This is a genomic window from Pseudovibrio sp. W74 (assembly GCF_001623085.1).
In the GTDB taxonomy this organism is placed as follows: domain Bacteria; phylum Pseudomonadota; class Alphaproteobacteria; order Rhizobiales; family Stappiaceae; genus Pseudovibrio.
Genome location: NZ_LMCJ01000008.1, coordinates 465,272 through 491,851, shown reverse-complemented (window position 1 = coordinate 491,851; position 26,580 = coordinate 465,272). Strand labels below are relative to the sequence as shown.

Annotated in this window: 23 protein-coding genes; 9 read left to right on the top strand and 14 right to left on the bottom strand. The window is 48.3% G+C overall.

Going from position 1 to position 26,580, the window contains the following annotated elements:
* Positions 1-36 precede the first annotated feature (36 nt).
* Both PsW74_RS08440 and PsW74_RS08435 read right to left on the bottom strand, forming a co-directional pair.
* Entirely contained in the window at positions 37-1,068 is a 1,032-nt protein-coding gene (locus tag PsW74_RS08440) for a membrane dipeptidase (protein WP_063289733.1), read from the bottom strand.
* Positions 1,068-2,519, bottom strand: coding sequence for an aldehyde dehydrogenase family protein (locus PsW74_RS08435; RefSeq protein WP_063289732.1), 1,452 nt, complete (start codon positions 2,517-2,519; stop codon positions 1,068-1,070). The genes PsW74_RS08440 and PsW74_RS08435 overlap by 1 nt, the downstream gene beginning before the upstream one ends.
* Positions 2,520-2,624: 105 nt before the next feature.
* Between PsW74_RS08435 and PsW74_RS08430 the strand changes: the two genes are divergently transcribed.
* Complete coding sequence (locus PsW74_RS08430) at positions 2,625-3,506, top strand: LysR family transcriptional regulator (protein WP_063305824.1); 882 nt, start codon at positions 2,625-2,627, stop codon at positions 3,504-3,506.
* 305 nt (positions 3,507-3,811) lie between these two features.
* On the opposite strand, the gene dpaL is transcribed toward PsW74_RS08430, so the two are convergent.
* From dpaL to PsW74_RS08415, 3 genes are all read right to left on the bottom strand, one after another.
* Positions 3,812-4,993, bottom strand: a complete 1,182-nt coding sequence (dpaL, locus tag PsW74_RS08425) for a diaminopropionate ammonia-lyase (RefSeq protein ID WP_063288415.1) — start codon at positions 4,991-4,993, stop codon at positions 3,812-3,814.
* 98 nt (positions 4,994-5,091) lie between these two features.
* Positions 5,092-5,475, bottom strand: coding sequence for a RidA family protein (locus tag PsW74_RS08420; protein ID WP_057464574.1), 384 nt, complete (start codon positions 5,473-5,475; stop codon positions 5,092-5,094).
* Between the two features lie 5 nt (positions 5,476-5,480).
* Positions 5,481-6,179 (bottom strand): PAS domain-containing protein, encoded by a 699-nt coding sequence (locus PsW74_RS08415; RefSeq protein ID WP_063288416.1) that lies wholly within the window; start codon positions 6,177-6,179, stop codon positions 5,481-5,483.
* Between the two features lie 322 nt (positions 6,180-6,501).
* On the opposite strand from PsW74_RS08415, the gene PsW74_RS08410 reads away from it, so the two are divergent.
* From PsW74_RS08410 to PsW74_RS08400, 3 genes are all read left to right on the top strand, one after another.
* The gene (locus PsW74_RS08410; RefSeq protein WP_063288417.1) at positions 6,502-7,668 is read left to right on the top strand and encodes a Xaa-Pro peptidase family protein; all 1,167 of its coding nucleotides are present in this window, start codon (positions 6,502-6,504) and stop codon (positions 7,666-7,668) included.
* A gap of 115 nt (positions 7,669-7,783) precedes the next feature.
* Positions 7,784-9,346 (top strand): BCCT family transporter, encoded by a 1,563-nt coding sequence (locus tag PsW74_RS08405; RefSeq protein ID WP_208987890.1) that lies wholly within the window; start codon positions 7,784-7,786, stop codon positions 9,344-9,346.
* Between the two features lie 76 nt (positions 9,347-9,422).
* Positions 9,423-10,583: a M20 aminoacylase family protein gene (locus PsW74_RS08400; protein ID WP_063288418.1), complete on the top strand. Its 1,161-nt coding sequence runs from the start codon at positions 9,423-9,425 to the stop codon at positions 10,581-10,583.
* 530 nt (positions 10,584-11,113) lie between these two features.
* On the opposite strand, the gene PsW74_RS08395 is transcribed toward PsW74_RS08400, so the two are convergent.
* The 4 genes from PsW74_RS08395 to PsW74_RS08380 form a co-directional block, all read right to left on the bottom strand.
* Positions 11,114-11,917: an SDR family NAD(P)-dependent oxidoreductase gene (locus PsW74_RS08395; RefSeq protein WP_063288419.1), complete on the bottom strand. Its 804-nt coding sequence runs from the start codon at positions 11,915-11,917 to the stop codon at positions 11,114-11,116.
* 21 nt (positions 11,918-11,938) lie between these two features.
* On the bottom strand, positions 11,939-12,763 hold the full coding sequence (locus PsW74_RS08390) for an SDR family oxidoreductase (protein ID WP_063291579.1): 825 nt from the start codon (positions 12,761-12,763) through the stop codon (positions 11,939-11,941).
* Positions 12,764-12,871: 108 nt separating this feature from the next.
* Entirely contained in the window at positions 12,872-15,052 is a 2,181-nt protein-coding gene (locus PsW74_RS08385) for a molybdopterin cofactor-binding domain-containing protein (protein ID WP_063288421.1), read from the bottom strand.
* A gap of 3 nt (positions 15,053-15,055) precedes the next feature.
* Positions 15,056-15,517, bottom strand: coding sequence for a (2Fe-2S)-binding protein (locus PsW74_RS08380; RefSeq protein ID WP_063288422.1), 462 nt, complete (start codon positions 15,515-15,517; stop codon positions 15,056-15,058).
* A gap of 125 nt (positions 15,518-15,642) precedes the next feature.
* Between PsW74_RS08380 and PsW74_RS08375 the strand changes: the two genes are divergently transcribed.
* Positions 15,643-16,236 (top strand): TetR/AcrR family transcriptional regulator, encoded by a 594-nt coding sequence (locus tag PsW74_RS08375; RefSeq protein WP_063288423.1) that lies wholly within the window; start codon positions 15,643-15,645, stop codon positions 16,234-16,236.
* A 263-nt stretch (positions 16,237-16,499) separates the two neighbouring features.
* Here PsW74_RS08375 and PsW74_RS08370 read toward each other — a convergent pair whose 3' ends face one another.
* Positions 16,500-17,471: an SDR family NAD(P)-dependent oxidoreductase gene (locus tag PsW74_RS08370; protein ID WP_063288424.1), complete on the bottom strand. Its 972-nt coding sequence runs from the start codon at positions 17,469-17,471 to the stop codon at positions 16,500-16,502.
* Positions 17,472-17,981: 510 nt separating this feature from the next.
* On the opposite strand from PsW74_RS08370, the gene PsW74_RS29280 reads away from it, so the two are divergent.
* Both PsW74_RS29280 and PsW74_RS29275 read left to right on the top strand, forming a co-directional pair.
* Positions 17,982-18,287: a transposase gene (locus PsW74_RS29280; RefSeq protein WP_063288425.1), complete on the top strand. Its 306-nt coding sequence runs from the start codon at positions 17,982-17,984 to the stop codon at positions 18,285-18,287.
* Positions 18,238-18,348: a transposase domain-containing protein gene (locus PsW74_RS29275; protein ID WP_208987889.1), complete on the top strand. Its 111-nt coding sequence runs from the start codon at positions 18,238-18,240 to the stop codon at positions 18,346-18,348. The genes PsW74_RS29280 and PsW74_RS29275 overlap by 50 nt, the downstream gene beginning before the upstream one ends.
* Positions 18,349-18,420: 72 nt before the next feature.
* On the opposite strand, the gene PsW74_RS08360 is transcribed toward PsW74_RS29275, so the two are convergent.
* Both PsW74_RS08360 and PsW74_RS30100 read right to left on the bottom strand, forming a co-directional pair.
* Complete coding sequence (locus tag PsW74_RS08360) at positions 18,421-20,133, bottom strand: M10 family metallopeptidase C-terminal domain-containing protein (protein ID WP_063288426.1); 1,713 nt, start codon at positions 20,131-20,133, stop codon at positions 18,421-18,423.
* A gap of 293 nt (positions 20,134-20,426) precedes the next feature.
* On the bottom strand, positions 20,427-20,618 hold the full coding sequence (locus PsW74_RS30100; RefSeq protein ID WP_063318527.1) for a helix-turn-helix domain-containing protein: 192 nt from the start codon (positions 20,616-20,618) through the stop codon (positions 20,427-20,429).
* A gap of 489 nt (positions 20,619-21,107) precedes the next feature.
* Between PsW74_RS30100 and PsW74_RS08355 the strand changes: the two genes are divergently transcribed.
* On the top strand, positions 21,108-23,138 hold the full coding sequence (locus PsW74_RS08355; RefSeq protein ID WP_063288427.1) for a methyl-accepting chemotaxis protein: 2,031 nt from the start codon (positions 21,108-21,110) through the stop codon (positions 23,136-23,138).
* 53 nt (positions 23,139-23,191) lie between these two features.
* On the opposite strand, the gene PsW74_RS08350 is transcribed toward PsW74_RS08355, so the two are convergent.
* Positions 23,192-23,488, bottom strand: coding sequence for a hypothetical protein (locus PsW74_RS08350; protein WP_063288428.1), 297 nt, complete (start codon positions 23,486-23,488; stop codon positions 23,192-23,194).
* A 303-nt stretch (positions 23,489-23,791) separates the two neighbouring features.
* Between PsW74_RS08350 and PsW74_RS08345 the strand changes: the two genes are divergently transcribed.
* Positions 23,792-25,084, top strand: a complete 1,293-nt coding sequence (locus PsW74_RS08345) for an RsmB/NOP family class I SAM-dependent RNA methyltransferase (RefSeq protein WP_063288429.1) — start codon at positions 23,792-23,794, stop codon at positions 25,082-25,084.
* A gap of 80 nt (positions 25,085-25,164) precedes the next feature.
* Here PsW74_RS08345 and PsW74_RS08340 read toward each other — a convergent pair whose 3' ends face one another.
* On the bottom strand, positions 25,165-26,388 hold the full coding sequence (locus PsW74_RS08340) for a tetratricopeptide repeat protein (protein ID WP_063288430.1): 1,224 nt from the start codon (positions 26,386-26,388) through the stop codon (positions 25,165-25,167).
* Between the last annotated feature and the right edge of the window lie 192 nt (positions 26,389-26,580).

Genomic DNA, 26,580 nt, shown 5'->3' with positions numbered 1-26,580 from the left:
TTTCCCTCCCTGGTGACGGCAATGCAGCATGTTCAGTTAGGCTGAACAGTTCTTCTTCAACTCCGATGGGGGTGAGTTAAGCAGCCTCTTTTCGGCTGGTGCTGCGAGAAAACTGCTTTCATAAAAGCAGTACCAATTTCGGCCCATGATCCCCGCAGTTTCCTCCTCATTGAAACCTGCAGTTCGCAAACCTCTCTCAAGATTGCCAAAATCTTTGTTGTTCTCGAACCATTTAGGCATTGGCGGGAAACCCGGTGCACTCGCCGAGCCCTCACCGTAATCCGTCTCTTTTGTCCAACGCCCCATGCGCATCCATTCCACGATACTATCTGGCTGGTCCTGGCAAAGGTCAGAGCCTATGCCCAAATGTTGCGCATCAAACTTTTCTGCGGTCCGTGCAATCATCGTGCAGAAGCTTTCAAGCGTGCACGCCGATTTGTCTTTGAGGTGATGCGGGTAAAGCGAGAAGCCCAGCATTCCGCCATTTTGCACAACGGCCTGAATAACATCATCTTTCTTGTTACGCAGCGCAGGTGCCCAATCAAACGGATTGGCATGCGTGATTGCGATTGGCCTTTCAGAGTAATCCGCAGCCTCAATCGTCGACCGATCAGCAGAATGGCTCATATCCACGACAAGCCCGACCCGGTTCATCTCCCTCACAACCTGTTTGCCCATCCGGGTAAGGCCGGTATCTTCAGCTTCATAGCAACCTGTGGCAAGCAACGACTGGTTGTTGTATGTCAGCTGCATGAATCGTGCACCAAGGCGGTGCACAATCTCAACGAGGCCGATATCATCTTCAATCGGGCTTGGGTTTTGGAACCCAAAGAGGATTGCTGTGCGGTTGGTTTCGCGTGCAACATCAATATCAGCGGCCACATAAGCGGGCATAATGAGGTCAGAGTATTGCTCAAACCAGCGGTTCCACTGCTCAAAATTGAGCACTGTCTCGCGAAAATTCTCATGATACGCGATCGTTACATGAACAGCGTCTAATCCCCCCGCCCGCATTTGCCGAAAGATTTTCTCAGACCAGTTGGCATATTGAAGATTGTCGATCCACATCACACAGGAACTCCGGATGAGATGTAGGAGGTTTTGACGATGGTGTAGAAGTCCTTCGCGTGGGAGCCCTGCTCTCGTGGGCCGTATGAGCTGTCTCCACGACCACCAAATGGAACGTGATAGTCGGTGCCAGCTGTCGGCAGATTAACCATCACACACCCAGTACGCGCGTTTCTGCGGAAATGAGTTGCCCTTGCTAGGTTTTGCGTCACGATGCCTGATGTCAGTCCGAAATTGGTGTCATTGACGGTCGCGAGCGCTTCATCATAACTGCCAACCTTGATGACTGCCGCCAATGGAGCAAACATCTCTTCACGGTTGATTTTCATGGAATTATTCGAGTTCAGGAAGACACCGGGAGACATATAGAAACCCTGTGTCGGCATCTCCAGACGCTGCCCACCACATGCGAGCTCAGCACCTTCGGACTTACCAAGCTCAACATAAGCCAGATTTTCGTTGAGTTGTTGTTCAGAAACGACCGGCCCAATCTGAGTTCCCGTCTGCAAGGCATGGCCAACCTTCATGGCTTTTGTGCCGGCAAGGAGCTTCTCAACAAACGCATCATGAATGGCTTCGTGGACAACCAGACGGGAAGAAGCGGTGCACTTCTGCCCGGTTCCGCCAAACGCCCCTCCGATTGCTAAAGATACAGCCAGATCAAGGTCGGCATCATCCATGATTGCAAGAGCATTTTTGGAGCCCATTTCCATCTGAACTCGCGTGAAGTTCTGAACAGCAGCAGATGCAATGCCCCGGCCAACCGGAACAGAACCCGTGAAGGAAATCGCATCGACCTTTGGGCTCTCAACCAAACGTTGACCAATGTCACGACCAGAGCCCATGACCAGTGAGAAGAGGCCTTTGGGTATGTCTTGCCGCTCAATAATCTCTGCCAGAGCGACAGCAGAAGCAGGCGTCAAATTTGCGGGTTTCCAGACAACAGCATTTCCAAATGCAAGCGCTGGAGCAATCTTCCAGGAAGCCGTTGCTGTTGGGAAGTTCCACGGAGAGATGATCGCAACAACGCCAACAGCTTCCCGGCGGACATCAACCTCGATACCATCCCGCACTGAATCTGCGTTTTCACCGATCTGACGCAGTGTTTCAGCGGCATAGTAGGTAAAGAACTGGCCCGCACGGTAGACTTCGCCCTTACCCTCCGCGAAAGGTTTGCCCTCTTCACGAGAAAGCAGCGTACCGAGTTCTTCCGCACGCGCCATCATCTCAGTCCCGATCGCATTCAGCACGTTGTATTTGCGCTCAATGCCATAAGCGGCCCATTGCACTTGAGCAATGTGTGCCTGATCTAAGGTCGCTTCCAACTGGTCAGCAGACGCCTGAGCAAACAGACCAACAAGATCACTCAGATCCGATGGGTTCCGGTTTTCAACTTCGCTTGTGCCAGCGGTCCAGTTTCCTGCAATGAGGTTCAGTTTTGTGTCGACCATGTGATCTGCTGCCTATTCACCCGTAGAATTACTGAGCAGACTATGGACACATGATTGAATTTCAGTCAAAATCAAATTTCTGTAATTTGTTTCAGGAAAATTGAAATGCAGATCAAAATTGAGATGCTTCGTTGTTTCGTCGCAGTTGCACGAACCGGCAACCTCAGCGATGCAGCTGAGGTTCTTGGACGCACCCCCTCTGCACTCTCCATGATGCTGAAGCAACTGGAAGAAAACCTGGGGCAATCCTTGTTTGAGACTGACCGTAAGAACCGGCTCTCAGCACTTGGATCTTTCGTTCTGGAACAGGCAGAGCGGGAACTTTATCAATTTGACGGCATGGTGCAGGATATTGTGAACTTCGCAAAAGCAAAAAGCGGAAAAGTGCGATTGGCTGCTGTGCCATCCGTTGCAAGCACAATCATGCCGGAAGTCATCGCACGGTTCCTTTCTATGCGCCCTGATGTTCACATCGAACTTCGCGACATGGATTCTGCTTCCATCCTACGCGAGCTGGAAAAAGACCGGATTGATCTGGGCATTGCCTCTACACAAGGCCACGCCACTTCATTTCATACTCAAACTCTCTTCTCTGACCGCTTTGGTATCCTGTGTCACCGGTCCAGTGGTTTGCTTCAGAAAGGTCAGGGCTTGAATTGGGAGGACCTGAGGGAAGAGCGCTTGATAGCAAACAATCTGTCTCAGTCAATTCAAGTTCCGGCTTGTCAAAGGCTGCATGCTGAAGCGGGACTAAAAGTCCATAACATAACCTCGTTGATAGCAATGGTCCGTAGTCAGATCGGTATAACAATTCTACCTGACACCACCACTCAGATGCTCAATACAGATGAGATCAACTTCATTCCTCTCCCAGATACTAGTATCCAACGCGAGATCCAAATTATTCGAAAATCAGAGACACCACCTTCTCCTGCCGCACAAGCATTGGAGCAAACAATTCTGACATTTGTTCAGGACAATAAGTAAGTTTATCCAACTTCCGAAAGAATGAACATTTACGGCATACCTAGCCAGAACTTGCTATCAACTTTTTTAGGGGAGTAAGCAGTAACAGTGCGGACTTTACTGGCGTTCGCTGCACGGCCAAATCTCAGGCAATTGAGAGGCGGTTGCTAGCGTCGAGGGCTATAAGCGGTCACTAGAACTAACCCATCATGGGTTGAGGTATACCTCAATAGCTTTTGCAGTTGTTCTTATCGGTAATCTGGTAGTATCCAATTGAGTTGGTCGACCCAAACAGAGCAACGGCTCTGTTTGGGCAATTTAAACGGTTAAAGAGGCAAGGCGCCTTCCCAGACGATTTTTCTGTAACGTTCAGGATTGGTGTCGCCCTCGGTGTTGAAGATCAACACAACACTCTCTTCGTTGAGACCAGCTTTTTGTGCCAGTTCGGCGTACTCTGCTTTTGACTTCATCGCGTAAAGCAGGCCGATGTTCAAAGCACCGGACTCGCCGCCTGTGATCGCAGGATCCCCTTTGAGTGGGTTACCAAGAATGCGCATGCCGGTAGCGGCAATGTTATCTTCTGCTGAGATGAAATGATCGCCGCAATCTCTTAGGATTGGCCATGTGATTGGATTTGGTTCGCCGCAGGCCAGACCAGCCATAATGGAGGTCAGGTCACCCTCAACCGCAGTCATCTCACCATTCTCGCTGGAAACAGATTGATAAAGGCAATCTGCAGCGCGTGGCTCGCTGATTACAGAGGTAAAGTTCTCAGGCCCATACGCATCTGCAAGATAGCCCAGAACACCACCTGCCATGGCTCCGACACCAGCCTGAAGCATGACGTGAGTTGGTTGAGCATCGTCCAGCTTGGCGAGTTGGTCAGCTGCTTCTCCAGCCATTGTCATGTAGCCCTGGGAGATCCAGGTTGGTATCTCTTCGTAGCCATCCCAGGCAGTGTCCTGAACAAGCTCCCAGTCGTTCTCTTCAGCTGTTTTATTCGCCAGCCGAACAGTGTCATCGTAGTTCACATCGGTCACGATACAGTCGGCACCTAAACCCCGGATGCGCTCGACAGCTGACTGAGGCGAGCCATTTGGCATGTAAACAACAGCCTTCTGACCCATAGCGCGCGCAGCCCATGCGACACCCGTCCCATGGTTGCCAGCTGTTGCTGTTGTAAAGACCATAGGGCGCTCAAACTTTTGAGAGACAGTCTGCAGGTCGATCTCCGAAATATCGAGATCCAGCTTCTTCGCAAGCAAGCGGCCAAGGGCATAGGAGCCGCCAAGCACCTTAAAGGAATTTAGTCCGAAGCGATGGGACTCATCCTTCACATAAATTGCTTTGACGCCCAGTTCCTTTGCTAAGGCAGGAAGGCTGGTGAAGGGAGTTGGCTCATAACCTTGGATCTGGCTATGAAACTCACGCGTTTTCTCTGCAACTTCAGTCGTGAACAGCGGACTGGTTTCACCTGTGCGGAAACGATTGCTGCGTATCTTAAGCATCTTGGTCTCTTCAACAGCTTGGGCAAGGGGAGGAGAGCTGCGCTCGAAGAGAGTGGGGACCTCTATCTCAGAGCGCAGCAACAGGAATGTGGTGCAGCTTATTTGACGTACGCGATTGCTTCGACTTCAACCAGCGCGTCTTTCGGCAAGCGGCCCGCCTGAATGCAAGAGCGTGCAGGTGCACCTTCAGTGCCAAAGACTTCCGTGTAGACTTCGTTGAACGCTGCAAAATCTTCCATTTTAGCGAGGAAGCATGTGGTTTTCACCACGCTGTCGATGCCAGCACCAGCTTCTTCCAGCACGGCCTTCAAATTGGCGAGTGACATTCTGGCCTGCTCAGTGATGCCACCTTCAGGAAAGGCCATTGTTTTTGGATCAAGCGGCAATTGACCAGAAGTGAAAACAAGGTTTTCCAAAACAGTTCCCTGAGAATACGGTCCGATTGCAGCTGGAGCGTTTTCTGTCGCAACTAATTTTTTCATTCTACTTACTCTTTGCTAGTGATCTGAGTTTTTGATTCTCGGATGTACTTGTAGATGGCGTGTCGCGTGATCCCGAGATTTTCCGCCACAAGTACGGTTGCTTCTTTGAATTCAAAGATGTCGCGTTCAAGAAGCAATCTGGTGACAGCCTTGTTTTTGGCTTTCTGTGTCACCGATGGGTCTGCCTCCACATCTTTGATCGCCTGTTCCAGAGCACCCAAAATGACCTCAGTTGAGTTGGTGCTGAAGCGCTCTGGTGTGATTTTTTCTGCAACCTCAGCAGCATCTGGAGTGAACGTGCTGATGATCTCTGAGAAGGGCAGGGATAGATTGATGTTCAGGCAAAACAAGCCGATTGGCTTACCTGAAGCACCAAGAATTATGGTCGTTGCTGACTTAAGTAACTGCCCTTCAGCATTGTGCGTGAAGTAGGCTTTCGGCGTCAGATTGCCTGTCTCCTGATAAACCCGCAGCATTTTCAAACCGAGGTCTGTTATCGGAGATCCGATTGTTCGGCCCGTCATGTGCCCGTTGACGATCTTGGCGACAGACGTTTCAAGGTTTTTGAGAGAATGAACCACAACCTCACAGTGTGGTCCGATCAAATCCGCGACTGTCTCTGCAATGCGAAAGTAGTTTGCAAGACGATCATCATCATCTTCAAAGAGACATTCTACATTTGTGAAGTCATTGAGGTCGATCATAACTGTTTTCTCAAGGCTCGCCTGAATGCGTAATAGGTTCCTTGTGTTGGTAACCACGTTTCCCGGTGTTTGCAACGAAAAGTTCACTTCATTTAACTGTAAAAGCCAATTTTGAGCCAAAATACGTAGTGATACGGGTTTTTTATCCACTAAAGAGGACGGAAATTCAGAAATATATATGTATGAACGCCTATTACAGTCTAATATTGTTGACTGTAATGATATTGTATTAAATATGTAACTCAAAGACTGGTTGAACCCATTTGCGTTCAAAATTTGCAATTTCGGGTCCGGCCACTCTGTCATAAAACGGGAGCACATCATGTCAGAGTTTTCTTTGAGGGGCTTTGAAGTTTCAGAATTTGAAAGCCGGACAGCACGCCTGCAAAAGGTGATGCATGAGCAAAAAGTGGACGCTGTCCTTTTCACGACAGAACCAAATGTCCGCTACTTCTCTGGTTTTTTCACTCAGTTTTGGCATAGTCCAACACGTCCATGGTTTCTGATTGTGCCTCTTGAAGGCAAGCCAATCGCGGTGATTCCAGAGATTGGCGCCACTGGAATGGCGGCAACATGGATTGATGATATCCGTACCTGGGCATCACCTTGCCCTGAAGATGATGGCATTTCTCTGGTTGCCAAAGCCATGAATGACTTGCCTAAAAAGTACGGTCGTGTGGGTGCAACGCTCGGCATTGAATCCTATCTACGCATGCCAACAAATAACTTCCTGGAACTGCGCAATAAGGTTGAGTCAGAATTTGTTGACGTTGCGCTTGCAATTCACAATCTTCGCCAGATCAAGTCTGCGGCTGAAATCAACAAAACCCGCCAAATCTGCCGTATCACCAATCAAGCCTTCGACCTCATTCCAAACTACGCAAAAACTGGAATGACCGAGCGCGAAATCTGCAAGCAGTTCAGAATTGACATGCTCACGGCAGGTGCGGATGAGTGCCCTTACATTATCGCAGGGTCCGGTCCTGATGGCTATGACAGCATCATCATGGGCCCAACGGACCGCGTGCTGAATGACGGTGATGTTCTCATCATCGACACAGGTGCAGTCAGAGATGGTTACTTCTCAGATTTTGACCGCAACTGGGCGTTTGGCTCTGCAAGTGAAGAGACGCTTGCTGCTTATCGCGCAACATGGGAAGCAACAACCAGAGGCTTTGAAGCCGCCAAACCGGGCAACACGACCACAGACATCTACAATGCAATGTGGAGTGTTCTGGAAGCAGCCGGTGCTCTTGGTAATGACGTAGGCCGCATTGGCCACGGTCTTGGCATGGAGCTGACAGAGCGCCCATCTCACACAGCAACCGACAACACTTTGCTTGTGCCGGGTATGGTTCTGACTTTGGAACCGGGCATGAACTACGCGCCAGGAAAGCAGATGGTTCATGAGGAAAACATCGTCATCACAGAAGACGGTGCAGAGTGGCTCACCGAGCGTGCTGCACCGGAAATGATCATCATTAAATAACAAGCATGAGCCGTCCCCTCGGGGCAGGGAGACGGCTTCCCTCCTATGCAGTCAGGATAATTTGCTTCGGCATTGCTTATCCTTAGCGCTGTAGCGGTTAACTCAGGGGAGAGTTATGAGTAACCAAGCTGTACAACAACTAAAACAAGGTAAGATGCTCTTTGCCAGCACGATGACATTCATTGTTGTCGTGGTTTTGTCAGGCATCCTGTTCCCGGATCAACTTTATAATGTGGGTGTAAGCACGATGAACTATCTGACCGATAAATTCGGTTGGATCTACATGGCGGGCTCCTTTGCCTATGTCATGGTGATGTTCTTCTTCGCCTTCAGTAAATACGGTAACATCCGCTTTGGAGCGGACGATTCCAGACCAGAATTCAGCACGTTCTCATGGATTGCGATGCTGTTCTCTGCTGGTATGGGTACTGTAATGCTCTACTGGGGTGTTGCAGAGCCAGTTTACCACTACATGAACCCGTTAGAGACAACCGGTATTGCTGCACAAACACCGGCAGCAGCTGAGTTTGCGATGAAGCAGAGCTTCATTCACCAGGGCATTCAGGCCTGGGCAGCATTCTCTGTGGTTGGTCTGATCCTCGGTTATCTGATGTACCGTAAAGGCGAAAGCGGCCTGATCAGTAACATTTTGCTCCCATGGGGCCGTGATAAAGCAAATGGTGGCTGGGGCAAACTGATCAACTTGGTCTGTGTGTTTGGCGCCATCGCAGGTATCTCCACCTCTCTTGGTCAAACTGGCCTGTCCCTGTCCATCAGCTCCTCTTATCTGATTGGCACACCAGATGGCCCTCTGACAAAAATCATTCTTGTGGGTGCCATCACCGTCATCACCATTTTGTGCACCACCACTGGTCTTGAAAAAGGCATCAAGATCCTTTCCGATTACAACGCCTACCTTCTTGTTGGTTTGATTGTACTCGTCGGCGCGCTTGGCCCAACCACCCAGATGATCAATGTTTACTTTGATACAATGGGTAACTACATGAACGACTTCTTTACTGATGCGTTGATGTTACCAACCTTTGCCGCTGATAAAGAAACCTCGTGGATCGGTGGCTGGCCAATCTACTACTACGCATGGGCAATTGCCTGGGCGCCGTTTGTTGGTCCGTTCATTGCACGTGTCTCCAAAGGCCGTACAGTCCGTGAGTTCATCCTTGGGTCCATGATCCTGCCATGCCTCGGTATCTTCCTCTGGGTTGCGTTCTTCGGCACAATCGGCCTTGAAGCCTCTCCGGAAGCATTGGAAGCTGCAGCAGCGTCTTCTAAAGCTGCAACCTTCATCGTGCTGGAAGACTTCCCGCTCGGTACCGTCATCTCCATTGGTGTTGTGATTGCTCTGTTCACCTGCTTCATCACATCCATGAACAGCTCAACCTTCACACTCAGCTCCATGAGTGAAGATGGATCCTTGAACCCAAGCAATAAGCAGAAGGTTATGTGGACCATTGCACAGGGCGCTATGGCTTTGACACTGATGCTGGCAACAAAATCTGGTATCGATTTGTTGCAGTCCATCAGCTTGATTTTCGCTCTGCCATTGATGTTTGTGCTCTTCATAGCAATGATCAGTACATTCAAGATGTTCCGTGAAGAATTTACGGATGAAAAGCAAGCCAGTGAGAAAGCACCAGCAATCAAACAAGCTGCCGAATAAAAACAAATAAAGCGAAGAGGCAGCTGTTCCAGGGCTGCCTCTTTGTAAGTTTCTTAGAGGAGGTAAGGGAACTTCAATGAGCAAAATCGAAGAACAAGTCATTGCGTGGCGCCGGCACTTGCATCAAATGCCAGAATTTGGCTTTGAAGAAGTGAAAACATCCGAGTTCATCGCCCAGAAGCTGGAAGAATTCGGCATTGAAGTTCACCGCAATATCGGTCGCACCGGCTTGGTTGGCGTGCTCAAATGCGGTGATAGCGATCGCACAATTGGCCTGCGTGCAGACATGGACGCCCTCAAGATCACCGAGGAAAATGACTTCGCCTATAAATCCCAAACCGATGGGATGATGCATGCGTGTGGTCATGACGGACACACCACCATGCTGCTTGGTGCTGCCCATGAGCTAGCAACGCATAAGAATTTCGATGGAACAGTCTATTTCATCTTTCAGCCGGGTGAAGAGCACGGTGTCGGTGCAAAGGCAATGATCGAAGATGGTCTGTTTGACCGTTTCAAGATGGATGCCATTTATGCCATGCATAACCTACCGGGCGTTCCAGAAGGGCACTTCGTAACCAATCCGGGTTCGATCATGGCATCGGAAAGTGGCTTTGAAATCGAGATCCTCGCGACAGGCGGTCACGCTGCAATGCCTCACATGGGCACTGATCCAATCGTGGTTGGCGCGCAGATCATATTGGCCCTGCAAACGGTCACCAGCCGTAATTTGAGTTCAATTCATGAACCTGCCGTGATCTCGGTGACGGAGTTCACCACCAACGGCACAACCAACGTTATTCCATCGTCCGCAACCATCAAAGGCGACACCCGCTGCTTTACTGATGAAGCGTTGGCAAAGATTGAAGCTGCCATCGAAAGAGTGGCTGCTGGTCAGTGTGTTTCAGCCGGCGTTGAATACAAATATAAGTTCACCAACACATTCCTCTCCACGATCAACACGCCAAAGGAAACAGCTGTTGCCGTTCGCGTCGCCAAAGCAATCGCCGGAGAAGAAAACGTAGACGGCGAAGCTCCTCCCTTCACTATCTCAGAGGATTTTTCGTACATGCAACGCAAAGTCCCAAGTTGCTACATTCTCGTCGGCAACGGAAAAGTAGGCGAAAAAGGCGGCACAGCCCTCCACAAACCCTTCTACGACTTCAACGACAACATCCTCATGACCGGCGTCCGCTTCTGGACCGAACTCGTAAGTGATCAACTCACAAAGGTGTGACATCAGGAGCAACTCATGGGCTTCTCTCTAGGTTCGGCTGGAAATTTCAGGCGAGCAGACCTCAACTCATGATGGAGTGACTCGAATGTTAGATAAGGGTCACATGTGACTTGTTTCATTCCCGAAGACAGATGACCTCATGTATGTCTGCAATGGGCTTTGTATTGTTAGTGGCTGCCAAGGTATTGAGTTGAGTAGAGCTTGTTTGCAAAGCTCTACTACATCATCACTCGGCTATTTCTTCAACCCTTGGTGGAACCGCTCGAAAGTCCGCTAATGGCCCGAAATTCTAGCCATTCCTGACGCGTCGCGCGTGACCAATTGCGGACATTCACCCTATTCCATAACAGCTACACTTGGGGCTATCTTGCCACTTAAAGTTACATCTCCTCCGGAATGGAGTTGATAAGGCGCAAGCGCATCTATAGCCAGGAGTTACCATTCAAAAGACTAGGCTTAGAATACCGCTCACACTTCAAAACGCCGGACTTGAATACTTCATCCATTGCCCGACGTTTTAGGTTATCAGTTTAGTTACCATCCAGCGAACGCATGATCATGCTTGGCACATGTGCAATACCACTAAAGCCACCATCAATGTCTAATGAGGTTCCTGTGATGTAAGAGGCTTGATCGCTACACAAAAAAAGTACGGCCTGCGCGATCTCTTCTGCTTTACCTAGACGTTCCATTGGATAGAAGTTAGCCATAAACTCCAGCATTTCTGTATTATTATGACCCGCCTCAAGGATAGGTGTGTCAACTGTTCCAGGGCAGATCGCGTTAACGCGAATGTTGTGAGGGATTAGATCAGCAGCAGCACCTTTCATAAAGCCAAGTTCTCCATGTTTGGTTGCTGCATAGGTAGCTTTAGTTGCCGCACCACGGTGCCCCATTGCTGAAGATGCTATCACAATCGAACCACCACCTGTTTTACTCATGGCTGCTGCTGTATACTTTGCACCCAAAAAAACACCGGTCAGATTGACTGCGACTGCATTGTTCCAGTCTTCTAGTGTTGCATCAAGCAATGAAGTAGTCGGAGAAATGCCTGCATTTAGATAAACTGCATTGATCTTGCCAAATTTTTCCATTGCGATGTTAACAGATCGGCTGTTATCTGCTTCACTTGCGACGTTCATTTGGATTGGAATAGCACATCCACCAAGGTCAAATATTTTCTCTGCAACCTTTTCGGCTCCTTCTAGGTCTAGGTCAGCACAGATGACAGAAGCACCCTCATTTGCAAATGCCATAGCCGTTGCCTGTCCCAGACCAGATGCTGCTCCTGTAATGTACGCTACTTTGTTTTCATAACGTCTGCTCGAAGTCATGGTTTGCTCCTTTTCTTGCTCTTATGACATGGAGAAGAGTTCAGATATCTGCTGTGAAAATGCCGTATGAGAAAGGGTATCTTTTTGAGTTTGCAGGCTCTCGGCATCTTTACCAACCACATTTCGAGTTGGTACGTTTTCTGTCGCACACTCAAAAATCTTTTCTGCTACATCTTGTGGATGTTGCTCTGGCACCAATAATGCTTTGCGAACACTTGCCATTTTTTCAAATACTATTTGAGCGTATTTCTGCAGATCATCATCACCATTTTGGGATGGGTTTTGAGTAGCTGCGCCAAAGTTGGTAGCAAATGCTCCAGGAGCCACAGACATCACACGAATATTCAAACCACTTAGTTCGTGAGCTAAAGCTTCAGTAAATCCTTCAATAGCGAACTTTGTCGATGAGTAGACCGACGTCGTAGGACCTCCAATAAGCCCTGCTAGGGATGTTACATTGATGATGGTTCCGGCCCGGTTTTTACGCATATGCGGCAATACTTCTCGGGTGGTGTTCATTAAACCGAACACATTGGTGGCATACATTGCCTGGATGTCATCATCAGCAAACTGCTCAAACAATGCATGACCACCATATCCGGCATTATTCACAAGCACATCTATCGACCCGAAACGGGAAATCCCTTTTGCAACAGAGGTAGTGATACTGTCTTGCTTGGTGACATCTAATTGGAAGACAACTGTATTTTCCAGTTTATCGAGCTCAGTTTCTAACTCTGGCTTCCTCATTGTTGCAATCACATTCCAACCTTCAGATTGGAACTTCTTTGCAGTTAATCGGCCAAATCCAGATGAGGCGCCGGTAATCATTATAGTTTTTGTCATTGCATCTTCATTTCTTGATAGCTGAAGAACCAGTTTGTTGTCGTTCCTCAGCGATGATTGATCAAATCCCACTCTCTATTGGTACAGAGCGTTCAAAAGGTGCCGCACTTAAGCGAACACGATCCCATTTGCCGTGAGAGGAAGCCTAGTCGCCCGCTGGCCCGTAGCGTTAAAAATTGCATTAGCCAAAGCAGGGGCAGCAGGAGGTGTACCTGGCTCGCCGATACCTGTCGGAGGTTCTTCTGATGGAGCAATGTGGATTTCAATGTTCCCAATGTCACCAATGCGCAGAGGTTCATAATCGGGGAAGTTGTTCTGCTCAACTTCTCCATTCTTCAAAGTGACTTGGTTGCGCATGGCTGCGCCAATGCCATATCCTATCGCTCCTTCCATTTGAGCAACGATGATATCTGGGTTTACTGCCAACCCACAATCGACTGCTGCAACCACACGTTCGATCTTGATTTGACCATTGTCTGTAGATACTTCAACAATCTCAGCCACAAAGGTTCCAAACGATTTATGGGCAGCAACTCCTCTCCCCCAACCTTTAGGAAGAGGTTTCTCCCAGTCAGCTTGCTTGGCGGCGAGTTTTATCACGTTTGCCAAGCGTTGCTGATCTAGGTTGGAGGTGTCCGTTAGGAGTGAAAGTCTGTAAGCTAGCGGATCTTGACCGGCTGTTTGCGCCATAACATCCACGATAATTTCGAGGGCGTGAGCCGTATAAGAGTGCGCAACAGAGCGCCATGCACCTGTTTTAAGAGAGCTATTCCAGTAACTTAGGCCAATCGCGGGTTTGGGGAGCGCATAGGTGGTTTCTGCAAGTCCATAAAACGTACTTGCATCAATCCCACGTTCATTGACCATATATTTCTCAAAAGGAGATCCAATGAAGTTTGACTGAGTTGTCAATCGAAGATCCCAGGTATTTAAATCACCTGTATCATTGAAACCAAGTCTAACTGAGGTAGCTGCAATTGGGCGATAATCTGCGCCACTCAAGTCATCTTCGCGCGACCACACCACCTTAACAGGCGTCTGTCCGTCAAGTGCTATAAAAGCTAATACGGCCTCTACATGATAGTCTGCAGTAAGCGCTCCACGTCTTCCAAAAGAACCGCCAGCATAAACCGTACTAATCTCAATCTTTTCCTGGTCCAACTTTAGTGCTTTTGAGACAGCCATCTGCACTAATGAAGGTGATTGACAACCTTCATGAATACGAAGCCCACCGTTTGAGGTTGGCTCAATTGTGACGTTCAACGGCTCCATTGGTGCTTGAGCAAGGTATGGAGCAAAGAATTGCAGATCAACTATCTTGGATGCGTTACCTAGATCTTTAGAGGCATCTGATGTTGTATAATCCTCAAAGACCTGATGCTGAGGAATTTGCAGCATCTTGCGATGGAGAGCCTCGATTTCAGTGCTTGATCTTTGCTCCGCATTAGTAAAATCCCAAGTTGCTTGAATTTTTTGTCGGGCAGAAAATGCATCCCAGGTGGTTTGAGCATAAACGACAACACCTGAGCCATCTAAAAGTGGCTGAGCAGTTACGAAGCCAGCCATACCTTCAACATCAGAGGCATCAAAATCTTTTAACTTTCCACCTGCCTTGGGGCTTCGCAATACTGCAGCATAAAGCATTCCAGGTAACCGCACATCCATTCCAAATATTGCAGTTCCATCAACTTTTGTACTGCTATCCTTTCTTGCAACTTCTGGATTGCCAATATACCGAAATTCTTTGCGAGCTTTGAGCTTGGGAGGAGAGTGTGGATCAAGTTTTAAAGCGTCAGAGATGAATTCACCAAAATGACCCTGCTGATCGTTAGTTGATAATAAGCCATTTTGAACCTGAATATCTGCCTCCGAACAATTCCATCGACTGGCAGCTGACCGAACTAGGAGCTGTCTGACGGTTGCTGCCGCGTCTCTATACTGCAGAAATGAGTTGGACATTGATGTTGAGCCACCGGTTAGTTGCAAGCGGTGTACGGTGTGTCCATAAATGGCGGCATCAGCGGGAGCAAACTCAGCTTTGATTGCTTCCAAAGATACATCAAGCTCTTCTGCAACAAGCGTTGTAAGGCCAGTTACTGTACCTTGACCACATTCAAAATGCTTGACGACGACAGTGATATTCCCGTCAACTGAAACTTGAATAAAGGGGGTGAAGGCTTCAGTGCGCTTAGCTGCAACTGCAAAGCCTCCAGAAATGTCAAATCCAGCAACTAACATTAATGTTGCTGTACCTTTCAGAAACGAACGACGGGAGCTCTTTACAGTCATTGTTCAGTCTCCCAACTTAGAAGAAGCTAACTGAATTCCTTGCTGAATACGCGGATATGTAGCGCATCGGCAAACATTGCCACTCATGTAAGTCATTGTTTCCTCGTGAGTGGGGGATGGAGTTTCAGTCAGTAGCCCAATCGCGGACATAATTTGACCAGACTGGCAGTAACCACACTGCACCACATCCAGTTCTCGCCAGGCGGATTGGACTGCTTGCGCGACCTCTCCATGCACACCTTCAATCGTTGTGACCGTGCTACCTTCAACGTCTTCGATCAGTGTTTGACAGGATCTGACAGGTTGGCCATCAACATGAACTGTGCATGCACCACATGAAGCAATCCCACACCCAAACTTTGTACCGGTAAGATTGAGGTGGTCCCGCAGAACCCAAAGCAATGGAGTATCTGCCTCAGCGCTAACTGAAATGGGTTGGCCATTAACCGTCAAACTTAAAACCATCTAGCCGTCCTTACATTACTTAACTGGAATTAAATTACACTCATGAGTGCACTTTTACACTCGCCGCTAGATTTTGTAAACTGAAAAGTATAAAATGAGCTAAGGTAGGTATTTGAGAAAGTAATATGGCGACTAAAAAACCTAGGAAATACAATCAAGTAATTGAAGCAGCGCTTGCTGAGTTTTTGGCCTTTGGCTTTGAGGGGGCCAACATGGACCGAATTTCTCTGTCCGCGAATGTGTCCAAGCGAACGGTCTACAATTACTTTCCAAGTAAAGAAGCGTTGTTCCAGGAAATCGTCGAATTGGCAGGACAGTTCCTTCCCAAGGAGAACCCGCTGAGTTTTTCATCGCAAGATCCAATTTCAGAGCAACTCAGACTACTTGCTTTCCATTTGGCTAAGCCAAATGCAGAAGCCGAGTTTGTGCAATTGGGCCGTCTTGTGATGATTGAGAAAATGCGAAATCCAGAGATGATAAAAGGCCTGATCGCTAACATTGAAAAGGCAAACTACATCGATGACTTTTTTCAAGATGCGCATTTAGCTGGTTGCATTTCGAAAGATGGGGCTCAAAAATGCAAATCTGAGTTTCAAAGTTACGTTAAAGGCCGCTCTTTCTGGCCTGCAATGTCGAGTGGAGTTCCAATAACAGAAGAGCAAGTACAGCAAATTGCAGCCGATGCAGCAGATCTATTTAAGGTTCGTTTTGAGGTATAACTTAGAGATTAATTGTAGTATTCACCCTTGCTGAGAGAACTCGGCAAGGGTGAAACATTTATAGAAAGAGGACAATGAGCCATCGACGCAGAACACCTGCGCTGGCAGTCTACTGAGCCCTGCTAAAATACTAGCTTTAGAACGATCATTTTCATCTTTTGAGCTCCTTCCTAAGTTACAAACTCCGGAATCCATAAAGATAATAGTTATTCAAGAAAATCAGATACTTTCGCAGGATTCAGTGAACCTTCAGTTTATCGAACCTATGTCGGCCAGTTGGCAGTTCGCCCAGCAGACACATCGATTGCTTCGCCAGAAACAAGGGCTGCATCTTCTGAACAAAGAAACTTAACAGTCTTACCAATGTCCCGCGGCTCAAGCACTCCTACCGGCAGAGGATGCTGCCTTCTGGTGAATTCTTCTACCATATCCCAATTACCGTCCGCACCAAGCGCTAGTTCGTGCTTTACTGTGCTTTCGTTATTCATCATCACAGTATTTACAGTTGCTGGACATACTGCATTGCAAGTCACATCATACTTACCATAAATGAGGGCTGTACTCTTAGCCAATCCGATTACGCCCCATTTAGTAGTACAATATACTGGAGAACGCGGGTTTCCAGCTCTTGCGCCAACAGATGAAATAATAACAATACGACCACCCTTTTGTTCACGCATGATTGGCGCTCCGACCTGTACAGTCTTGATGGTTCCTGCAAGATTTACATCAATCACCAGCTGGATCTCATCTTCTGGAAGTTGATCTAAGAGGCCGATTTGATACACTGCGGCATTTGCAATTAGAAAATCCAGGCTTCCAAACTCATGTACTGTCTGTTGCATTGCAATATTAAGTTGATCGCTATTACGAATATCGCCTTGAATGGCGAGGCATCTAACACCTTCAGCTTCAATGGTTGCCTTGGCGTTATTTAAATCATCTAATGTTGCCAGAGGATAATGTATTCCATTGATGTTTGAGGCTATGTCATACAAGACAATATTTGCCCCTACTTTGGCGAGTTCCTGAGCACAACCCAAACCAATTCCCCGAGCTCCGCCGGTTATAAAAGCTGTCCTTCCAGAGAGCTCACCTTTTGGTGCCTCTTGGGCCTGACTAGCTATAGGCATTGCAGCCATAGCAAGGCCAGTTGCAGCTGTTGCCGTCAATAACTTCCGTCTTGCCGGATTTGCTACATCTAAGTTTCTAAGATCACTGTGAAATTCGCTCATAATTCACCTCCACAAATTGGGTGCTTTTCCAAAATGTAAACTTTAAAGTGTAATTATCACGATGAATACACAATGTAAACTTGTGAGTGTATTTATGATTAAATGACGCACTTACCCGCAAAGGTCATTAGTGGATCAACATTAGTGAACAAGCGCCGTGTTTAATGCTTGTGCCATCTCAGTTGTGCGCTCAATGAAAGCATTGGTTGAGAGTTTTCACCAAACGGATACGAGTTTATGCGGTCATTCTTGTACCCCCTATGAGAGACTAGCCACTTATTAAATGAGAGGCTACTTACGTCGAGCTACACCAACCACATGAACAGGCAGATTCATGCCAGCTTGTTCCCCATAAAAAGGTTCTTGATTTGTGTCTTATTGGAAAAAGCTGCTGATCAAGTTAATCCGTGGCTTTCCCTGCAAGAGCGTGGTTTCAACTGCGAGTCGATCTCTTTAAGTTCGCGATGAAGTTCTCTTGCTGTTCTTCAAGGTGGCCAAGAATACAACCTTATGCCATTAGGCTTTCCCAGAGAATTGCCTCAACCTTTGGTGGAAACACTCGAACGGCAGCTCCTGGCCCTCACGCGCCCGCTCAAAACACGGCCTTGTCTCGACAATGGCTCTCTGGAGCTCGACAACAACACCGCCGAGTGGGCAATGAGACCTGTGGCTCTTGGACGGAAAAATTATCTCTTCATGGGATCAGAAGGTGGTGGTAAAGCTGCTGCAGTCGCCTATACCTTCATCGAAGCAGCTAAGCTCAACAATGTCGCCCCCTCAAGCCTGGCTCGCTTGGGTTCTTACCCAAATCTCTGATCACAAGATCACCCACATCAATGCCCTCATGCCGTGGTGTTACGCTGCAAAGTCAGCGTAACAGGGCCCGTTGCTGGTTGGTAAGTCGCCTTCGCCAAACGCTTACCTTACACCCCAATGTTGGGATTTTAAATTATACGAAGATGAAGTCCTCGGCGCTAATAAGTGAGAGATCCGTATTCTGTAAAATGATCTCACTATCTCCAAAGGCGACAATGACGTCGGCATCTCTATTGGTCAAAGACAGCTCTGCAAAGGAAAGGGCACCAAATTCAGAGCCGAGCTGAATAAAGTCAATTGTGTCCTGAAAGTCAGTAATGGTGTCAGTGTCACCTATACTCGTGAAACTAAAGGTATCACGTCCCGCACCACCTTCTAAAAGGTCATCTCCCTGAGCTCCATCAAGGAAATCATCGCCGGAGAAGCCCTGAAGTACATTCTCCAAGGAGTTTCCAACCACAGTATCACTGCCAGCGCCACCGGAAGCGTTCTCTATCTCAACACCATTGGCGATGGTATACCCTCCGCGCACACCTTCTGCATAGGAGAGTACACCACCACCTGTGCTGCTGTAATCAAGAGTAGCGGCTACAAGCGAGATATTGACGCTGCTGAAGCCCGTATACGCGATTGTATCGATGCCGCCGGTGTCCCAGATGCACGAATAAAATGTGCCGGAACCGTTAAGTTCTGGTAGGAGATATGTATTGTTATCTATATTCGCGTCTTTTGCTCCGTATTTCTCCTGCAGAAGCGCCAAGTCGAATGCCATAGGGCCCACCGTCGCGCCATAATCACTCGGCCATTCCGGATAAAGCTCTGCATGGCCGACATTATAGCTCATCATGGTATAGATACCTTGATTGAGATTGAAGTCACCGTAATCGCCGCGTGAGCTAGAAACCCCGTTCATCACACTGGAACCGCCCCCAGTATCATGAGGGTGCGACATACCCAGTCCATGACCAACTTCATGTTGAAACACAAAGTACTCAAGTGAGCCTGGATCTAGGTTTGCTAAATTCATATTAGAGGTATTGAAAACGGCTACACCTGGATTTGCTTCACTCGGAGGATTCATATAGGCATAAGTACTGCCACCAAAGGCAGATGTTACAAATTTAAACTCTGCATTATTTGAGCTGCTTGCTACCGAAAAAGTGAGATTTGTCCCTTGCGATAAGTCGTTTAACGACGCCATCGCACCATCAATCTGCGCCTGCGTCCAGCCATCTGAACTTTGGCCATCAAAAACTTCACCAGCTTGCGCAAAGTAGACAGAAATATTTGTTGTATCTACAGCTGAACCACCCCAATCGAGCGCATCCAGCGGTGATGGAGGCAAGGTCTCCTCCACACTGACAGTATAACTTCCGGTCTGCCCATCTGAGTAGGCAGCGGCGCTGATGTAAAATCTGCCTGACGTGGATGCCAGGAAGTCTAAAGATGAATTTAAACCAGACCCGCCGTCATCGTCAAACGCAACTAGGTTTCCGGAGGCATCGTATATTCTTAAATAAGTATCTGTAACCGGCGCAGCTCCGCTCCCATTAAGGTTGATCGTATAATTTGATCCCGCACTAAGGTCGATCGCCACCCAGTCGCGGTCCCCATTGGTTTCAAGTGTACCTGAAAAGCTATCCCCTGCGGCAATGAGGTATTGCGTCGACGGCCCTGCGTCAGCATCTTCTCCCTCATTCAAGACTAGAGTATTTGCTAAGAAATCCGCCACTTCGACCTGTGTTGTAACCTGATCGGCAGCTTGTGCGCTGAGGGCCGCTTTTTGCTCCGTTACGCTTGAGTTGTAGGATATGCTTTCTGCAGTTACATGTAGTTGATTCATCATGCATAATTTACACATTTTCTACATCCTTTAATATAAAAGCAATCATGTAAGTATAAAATTAAATATGATTCTTGCAATATTTATTTACATAAATAGTATTCATTAATATATTTAATCATTACTTATATTAGGTAAGGGTGTTCTTCGTATATTTTACATGTATGAGTCATTCGGTGTAATTCTGTGCAAATTTCAGTATTGATTTTCTTAAGTACTTCCAGAGCTTTGGTTTTCCCTGGATTGGCCTCCTTGTTCTGGATGCTGTTTCACGCGACTGATTGTAGGGGAGGGTTTCAACCTCCCGTGTGCCTGCAGGTGTTTTGGATAAGGTACTCTTGAAGCGCTTCAGTAGTGTAGCGTACGGTGCGCCCGATTTTGCAGAACGCAGGTCCCGTTCCCTTGCAGCGCCATATGTTTAGGGTTTGCGGGGAAATTCTCAGGCGGGCTGCGGCTTCTGCTGTGGTGAGAAGTTCGATCGGGTTCATGCGGTTACCCCTTTCAGTTCGAAGTTTGCGCAGCTCTCTTCCATCATCTCCGCCCAGTCCAGAGCGGCCATTTAGATGGTAGGTAAATGATCTGACCTGCAGTGTGGGTGTAATCGCGCTTCTTGGCCTAGTGCTGCAAAGGCGCGTAGCTGAGCTAATATATTAGATTAAATTTCGCCGGCAAAGTAATTTGAAGTATCGAAATGCGTGCCATAGTTGATCTTTTAGATATGTGATGCGTGCATATTGAATATAAATATTCATCTATATCCAGGGTGATCTCACGTAGAGAACTTATTATTGTATATTGGTTGGATATTCGTTTGAGGTAATTAGTTTATATAATGCAATGGTTTAAATAGATATCAGGTGAGTGCGTCAAAATGTATTACTAGATTTCCTTTGAAAATAACTAGACTTAAGTTGCAATTAATTTTTCAAGGATAGAGAGGTTGAGAATAAATTGAACTAATTCAATGGAAAGTAATCATGTCACTGCGCCTAAGGATATTCGCCGCTGCGAATGCCGTGTTTTTGCTTGGCTTTATTGCACTTATCACAGTTGTTTCCGTCCTTATGTCCAATTCCTCAGAAGAGGCCGGTCAGGAATTACTTATTGAGAATGCCCAGGTTCAAGCGGATCTGGCCAATCAAACAATTAGCGAAGCACAAATTATCACTGCAAGTTTTGCAGACCAGCTCGAACAAACATTGCGCCATGCCGATCTAACTCGTGAGCAAATCGCCCAGATCGCCCGAGACTTCTTTGCCAACAATCCGTCCATTGATGGCCTGACCACCTCCTTCGAGCCAAATATGATTGGCGAAGATGCTAGCCACGCTGGTCAGGATTATTCCGGAAAAACCGGCCGTTTCTCGCCTTACTTCTCTCGCAAGGATGGCAAGGTTGGGTGGCGTATTGCAGGTGCGGACGAAGCTGATGCTGATAGCTGGTATGGTCTTCCCCTCAGGCTTGGGCATGACGTTGTCACACCGCCGTACAGTTTTGAATCACAAGGTGACACCGTAATGGCTGTCTCCATGTCGTCACCTGTCTTCAATGGCAATGGTAATGCAATTGGTGTCATCACTGGCGACGTGTTCCTCAACGGTTTGATAGCCAGTTTGGAAGCTTCCAGAAAATTCAAAAGTGGGTTTGTCGGCCTCGTTAGCAACGATAGCAAATGGGTAGCTCACTCCAATTCGGAGTTGAAAGGCGAAGAAATCCCAACAGAGATTGCTCAACTCCTCACTGAGGCAGGTACGCAGCCAACTGTTGTTGAGCTTGGTGATAAGGAAATAGCGACCTATCCGCTGACACTGCGTGGTACAGAGCAGGTCTGGTCCGCAATTGTCTCCGTGGATAAGTCAGAACTGCTCGCAGCTGCCAACGCAACACGAAACAACGCTATCATTACGGTGCTTATCTGCCTTGCCTTTGGTGTCGTCGTTCTCTGGTTTGTTGGCTCCTCCATTGCAAGACCTGTTGTCGGTATCACTGCACGGATGAACTCTCTGACAAAGGGCAATGTAGATGAGCCTGTTGCCTTCACCGACCGTAAAGACGAGATCGGACAGATGGCGAAGGCTTTGGAAGTCTTTGTCAGCAATGCAGTTGAGCGCATGAATCTGCAAAGTGAATCCGAACAGGAGCAGGAAGCCCGTGCACTTCGCCAAAAGCATATTGATGAGCTCATTACAGACTTTGATGATACCATTCAGGAAAGTCTGACGACAGTCGCGGATAACTCAACTGAAATGGAAGTCTCTGCCAAGGCACTGACCGGTATCGCTGAGCATGCCACTGAGCAATCAACAATGGCTGCCGCCTCTTCTGAGGAAGCGTCTACCAATGTACAAACGGTAGCGTCGGCAGCAGAAGAGCTGGCCGCATCCATTGATGAGATTAGTCGCCAGGTCGGTCAGACTCAGAAAGTCGTCGCAGATGCTACATCTACGGCCCAGGTCACAAATGATAAAGTCTCCAGTCTGGATAGTGCTGCGCAGCGTATTGGCGAAGTGGTCACACTCATCCAAGCGATCGCGGAGCAAACCAACTTGTTGGCTCTGAATGCGACCATTGAGGCAGCTCGTGCCGGCGAAGCTGGCAAGGGCTTTGCTGTTGTTGCAGCTGAAGTGAAAGAGCTGGCCAATCAGACCTCCAAGGCGACCGAAGAAATCTCCAGCCAGATTGTAGGCATTCAGAATTCGTCTCAGGAAGCTGTTGGCGCGATCAGCGCGATCACCAAAACCATGTCTGACGTCAATGATATCACAGCAACTATCGCAGCTGCTGTTGAGCAGCAGGGGGCAGCAACCACTGAGATTAGTGAGAACGTGCAGCAAGCAGCTGTAGGCACTCAAAATGTTGCTGAAAGCATGGCGGGTGTATCATCTGCCGCATCAGAAACCAGCGCAACTGCAAGTCAGGTTCTGTCATCCTCTCAGATCCTGAATAAACAGGCTGACCTGTTGCGGGACAATATTGCAAGCTTCTTGCGCAATGTAAAAAGCGCCTGATAACAACTAGATGGCTCATTCCGGTTTCGGGTGAGCCATTTTTTATGTCGCAGTTATCGGTGAATTCTGAGAGTGAAGAAGCTCAGGATGCTTAAATATGTCAAAAGGCACACCACTGAGTAATACGATGTTGCCGAGACAGAAAATGCCAGTTCCAGAAGGGCAAGGCATCCCAGTGTCAGAACCGAAGAGAGCAACGCATCCATGGTAAATGCGCCTGCTGCAAACACGTAGTGGTTCTGCTTCAAACCAACTGATGAGTTGGATGCGATTGAAGCACCGATGAGATCTGTTTTCAGGAAATACAATATTGCATTGCCAAGTAGAAATATGGAGATCTGATAAAACATGAAACGCAACACGCATTGTTTACAGTGATCTGATGAGTTGCGAGGCAGGATCTACGTTTTTAATAAAATGCGCTATGTGTCATGAGGTAGCGGAAGCAGGTCGTAAATATCTGTATTTTTACTGTTATCTGCTAAATTCAGCATATATGAGTTATGCAACACCCAAGAAATTGTTGAATGAGTTGATGTGAGGTTTGCCTCACACATGCTATGCACTATTGAAAAGCCTTGAGTATTGGCATACACGCTGCAAAGCCAAACAAATAAATCGTAAAATAGAATTCACGGAATTAAGGATCATTCATGCGCGACGGTGGACGAATTGCGGCTGCAATTGAAGTGCTGACAGAGATTAATGAGCGCCGCCGTCCTGTGCAGGAAGCCCTGAAGGACTGGGGCAACAAGCATAGGTTTGCAGGATCCGGTGATCGGGTTGCTATCGGCAATCTGGTGTTTGATGCGCTGCGCCACAAACTCTCCCATGCTCAGGCGATGGGATCTGACAGTGCGCGCGCGCTTGTTTTAGCAACCTACATCTGGGGCTGGGGCAATCAGGTGGAAAAGCTGGAGCAGGTGATGGAAGAAGACCGTCACGCACCAGAACCGCTGTCAGACGCTGAACGTGACGCATTGATTGAAAACAAGCAAGTCGGCGATAACGACCAGATCTCAGCAAATGTTCCAGAATGGCTCTGGCCGCACTTTCAGGATAACTTTGGTGACGAGACGCTGGCCGTTGGGCGTTCTCTTTCTGAACGTGCGCCGATTGATATGCGGGTAAACACTGTCAAAAGTTCGCAGGAAAAAGTCCTCAAGCGTTTGTCTCACCTTCATCCAGAAGTAAGTGGATTGTCTCCCGTTGGCGTTCGTCTTGAGCCTGTAATTGGGCCACGCAAATCACCTCACGTTCAGGCCGAAGAGAGCTTTCGTAAAGGCTGGTTTGAGTTGCAGGATGAGGCCTCTCAGATCGCGTCTATCTTGTCAGGTGCTCAACCGGGTGAACAGGTTCTGGATCTATGCGCAGGTGGGGGCGGTAAAAGCCTCGCTTTAGCTGCGCAGATGCAGAACAAAGGACAGATCTACGCTTATGATGCCCATAAGACGCGTCTAGCGCCACTTTATGACCGTATGGCCCGTGCAGGGGTGCGAAATATCCAGACGATTGACCCGCAAACCGGCTCTCTTGATATCTGCGAAGGCAAGATGGATCGCGTTTTCGTGGATGCGCCTTGTTCAGGCACTGGTGTATGGCGTCGTCGTCCAGATACCAAGTGGCGTGTAACAGAAAACGCTCTGAATGGACGTGTTGAAGATCAAGCTCAGGTTCTGGAAACTGCGACACGCTTTGTGCGTTCAGGTGGCAAGCTGATTTATGCAACTTGCTCTTTGGTGCCAGCGGAAAATCAGCTGCAAGTCAAAGCGTTCCTTGAAAAGCACGCTGACTTCAAGCTTGTTGATCTTGCGCCGGTTTGGGAAGAGCATTTTGGTGCAATAGCATCCCGTCGTCCACTGTTTAAGGATGGCGGTATGATCACTCTGACGCCTTATCATACCGGTACTGATGGCTTCTTCATCGCGATGATGGAACGTATTTGATATCAGCACCTTGGCTTTAATAAAAACGCATGTCGCATATGAAATGCGACATGCTTCGAAACGGCAAATAAACCATATGATTAGCTGGAGGCTTTCTCTTCAAGCTCATCAGGTACCTCAGATTTACCCTCGACGACATCTTCTGCCTGCTCTTCAGATGCGGCCGCTTCACTCAGTGCCTCAAATACGCTTTCACCGGCCTCTTCCAAAGCTCTGGCTTCTATGATTTTGCTGTGCTCTGAAGGCTCAGGTGCAACTTTTTCCTCGCGAACAGGCCGCTCATAACCTTGCTCAGCAAGATATTCGACCTCTTTGATCGCAGCTTCAGTCGCCTCCAAGAACTGACTGTTTCTGGATGAAGAGGTCAAGACATCGCGAGCGGCATCAGTAGCACCAGCTGCAGCAAGAGCTGCGCCAAGTGCGTTGCTGACTTGCTTATTGCCTGGTGCAAGCCGCCATGCGGCAGCCGCGTGATAAACTCCGGCATAAACAAGACCAAGTTTGCGCTTGCCAATGCTCAGATGAACGAGCGCAGCCGCGTTCTCAGGTTCACACGCATGAGCCAGCTCAAAGCTCTCTACTGCACTGGAGGTGTTTTCTTCCAGCAAGTACGCGTGCCCCATTGCGACAAGCACTTCAACATTGCGAGGCTGCAGGTCATGAGCCTTGTCCAGATGCGCCAGTGCTTCCTCACTCTTTTTGCGAATGATGAGCAGCTTTGCGAGGCCAACCAGAGCAGGAACATATTGTGAGTCAACTCTGAGCGCAGCCCGATAGTTCAGGGTTGCCGCTTCCGCCTTGGTCTCCGCACTCAAAGCATCGCCAAGAAGTGAAAGAGCAGGGGCACTGTTTGGGATCAGTTGAACAAGGCGTCGGGCATATGGTTCTGCTTCTGCATGCCCATGCATCTTAATCAAAATGGTTGCGAGCCCATAAAGCGCATTCCGGTTCTCCGGCTCAGCTTCCACCACCGCATCAAAGGCTTCTTTAGCTTGTTCCAGATACCCCAGCAAAAGCAGCGCATTACCCATGTTGGAGCGTGCAGCCAAGTGTTCTGGCTTCATGAACAACACTTTACGCAAATGGGCGACGGATTCCCTCAAATCTCCATTGCGCAACATAATCGTTGCCATCTTGAAAAGAAGCTCGACATCATCAGGGTAGCGTCCAACAAGATCCTGATAGACTGGGATCACTTCATCAAAGCGCTCGTCCTGTTCCAGGTAGGCAATAGCATCAAGTGCAGCATTGATTTTTTCTTGCCGGGCGTTAGTGTCCGGTGTACCGCGCAGTGTCTCTGTCATCTTTTACGGACCCCCTCGTTGGGCAGTGCCGCCCGTAGATCCATTCGGATGGATCTGCTGACAGGCAATTCTGCGAATCAAATTCGTATCTATGCACGATGAAGCCTAAGCGGTTGGCAAATCAGCGTCAAAGGTGGAACGGGTTGATCCTGAAGGAAGGCGTGGATAGATGATATTGAACGCATCAAAACC

Bases quoted from the DNA above. Each gene is read 5' to 3' on its own strand.
- PsW74_RS08440 (WP_063289733.1), bottom strand. From the start codon at position 1,068: ATGTGGATCGACAATCTTCAATATGCCAACTGGTCTGAGAAAATCTTT.
- PsW74_RS08435 (WP_063289732.1), bottom strand. From the start codon at position 2,519: ATGGTCGACACAAAACTGAACCTCATTGCAGGAAACTGGACCGCTGGC.
- PsW74_RS08430 (WP_063305824.1), top strand. From the start codon at position 2,625: ATGCAGATCAAAATTGAGATGCTTCGTTGTTTCGTCGCAGTTGCACGA.
- dpaL (WP_063288415.1), bottom strand. From the start codon at position 4,993: ATGCTTAAGATACGCAGCAATCGTTTCCGCACAGGTGAAACCAGTCCG.
- PsW74_RS08420 (WP_057464574.1), bottom strand. From the start codon at position 5,475: ATGAAAAAATTAGTTGCGACAGAAAACGCTCCAGCTGCAATCGGACCG.
- PsW74_RS08415 (WP_063288416.1), bottom strand. From the start codon at position 6,179: ATGATCGACCTCAATGACTTCACAAATGTAGAATGTCTCTTTGAAGAT.
- PsW74_RS08410 (WP_063288417.1), top strand. From the start codon at position 6,502: ATGTCAGAGTTTTCTTTGAGGGGCTTTGAAGTTTCAGAATTTGAAAGC.
- PsW74_RS08405 (WP_208987890.1), top strand. From the start codon at position 7,784: ATGAGTAACCAAGCTGTACAACAACTAAAACAAGGTAAGATGCTCTTT.
- PsW74_RS08400 (WP_063288418.1), top strand. From the start codon at position 9,423: ATGAGCAAAATCGAAGAACAAGTCATTGCGTGGCGCCGGCACTTGCAT.
- PsW74_RS08395 (WP_063288419.1), bottom strand. From the start codon at position 11,917: ATGACTTCGAGCAGACGTTATGAAAACAAAGTAGCGTACATTACAGGA.
- PsW74_RS08390 (WP_063291579.1), bottom strand. From the start codon at position 12,763: ATGACAAAAACTATAATGATTACCGGCGCCTCATCTGGATTTGGCCGA.
- PsW74_RS08385 (WP_063288421.1), bottom strand. From the start codon at position 15,052: ATGACTGTAAAGAGCTCCCGTCGTTCGTTTCTGAAAGGTACAGCAACA.
- PsW74_RS08380 (WP_063288422.1), bottom strand. From the start codon at position 15,517: ATGGTTTTAAGTTTGACGGTTAATGGCCAACCCATTTCAGTTAGCGCT.
- PsW74_RS08375 (WP_063288423.1), top strand. From the start codon at position 15,643: ATGGCGACTAAAAAACCTAGGAAATACAATCAAGTAATTGAAGCAGCG.
- PsW74_RS08370 (WP_063288424.1), bottom strand. From the start codon at position 17,471: ATGAGCGAATTTCACAGTGATCTTAGAAACTTAGATGTAGCAAATCCG.
- PsW74_RS29280 (WP_063288425.1), top strand. From the start codon at position 17,982: ATGCCATTAGGCTTTCCCAGAGAATTGCCTCAACCTTTGGTGGAAACA.
- PsW74_RS29275 (WP_208987889.1), top strand. From the start codon at position 18,238: ATGTCGCCCCCTCAAGCCTGGCTCGCTTGGGTTCTTACCCAAATCTCT.
- PsW74_RS08360 (WP_063288426.1), bottom strand. From the start codon at position 20,133: ATGATGAATCAACTACATGTAACTGCAGAAAGCATATCCTACAACTCA.
- PsW74_RS30100 (WP_063318527.1), bottom strand. From the start codon at position 20,618: ATGAACCCGATCGAACTTCTCACCACAGCAGAAGCCGCAGCCCGCCTG.
- PsW74_RS08355 (WP_063288427.1), top strand. From the start codon at position 21,108: ATGTCACTGCGCCTAAGGATATTCGCCGCTGCGAATGCCGTGTTTTTG.
- PsW74_RS08350 (WP_063288428.1), bottom strand. From the start codon at position 23,488: ATGTTTTATCAGATCTCCATATTTCTACTTGGCAATGCAATATTGTAT.
- PsW74_RS08345 (WP_063288429.1), top strand. From the start codon at position 23,792: ATGCGCGACGGTGGACGAATTGCGGCTGCAATTGAAGTGCTGACAGAG.
- PsW74_RS08340 (WP_063288430.1), bottom strand. From the start codon at position 26,388: ATGACAGAGACACTGCGCGGTACACCGGACACTAACGCCCGGCAAGAA.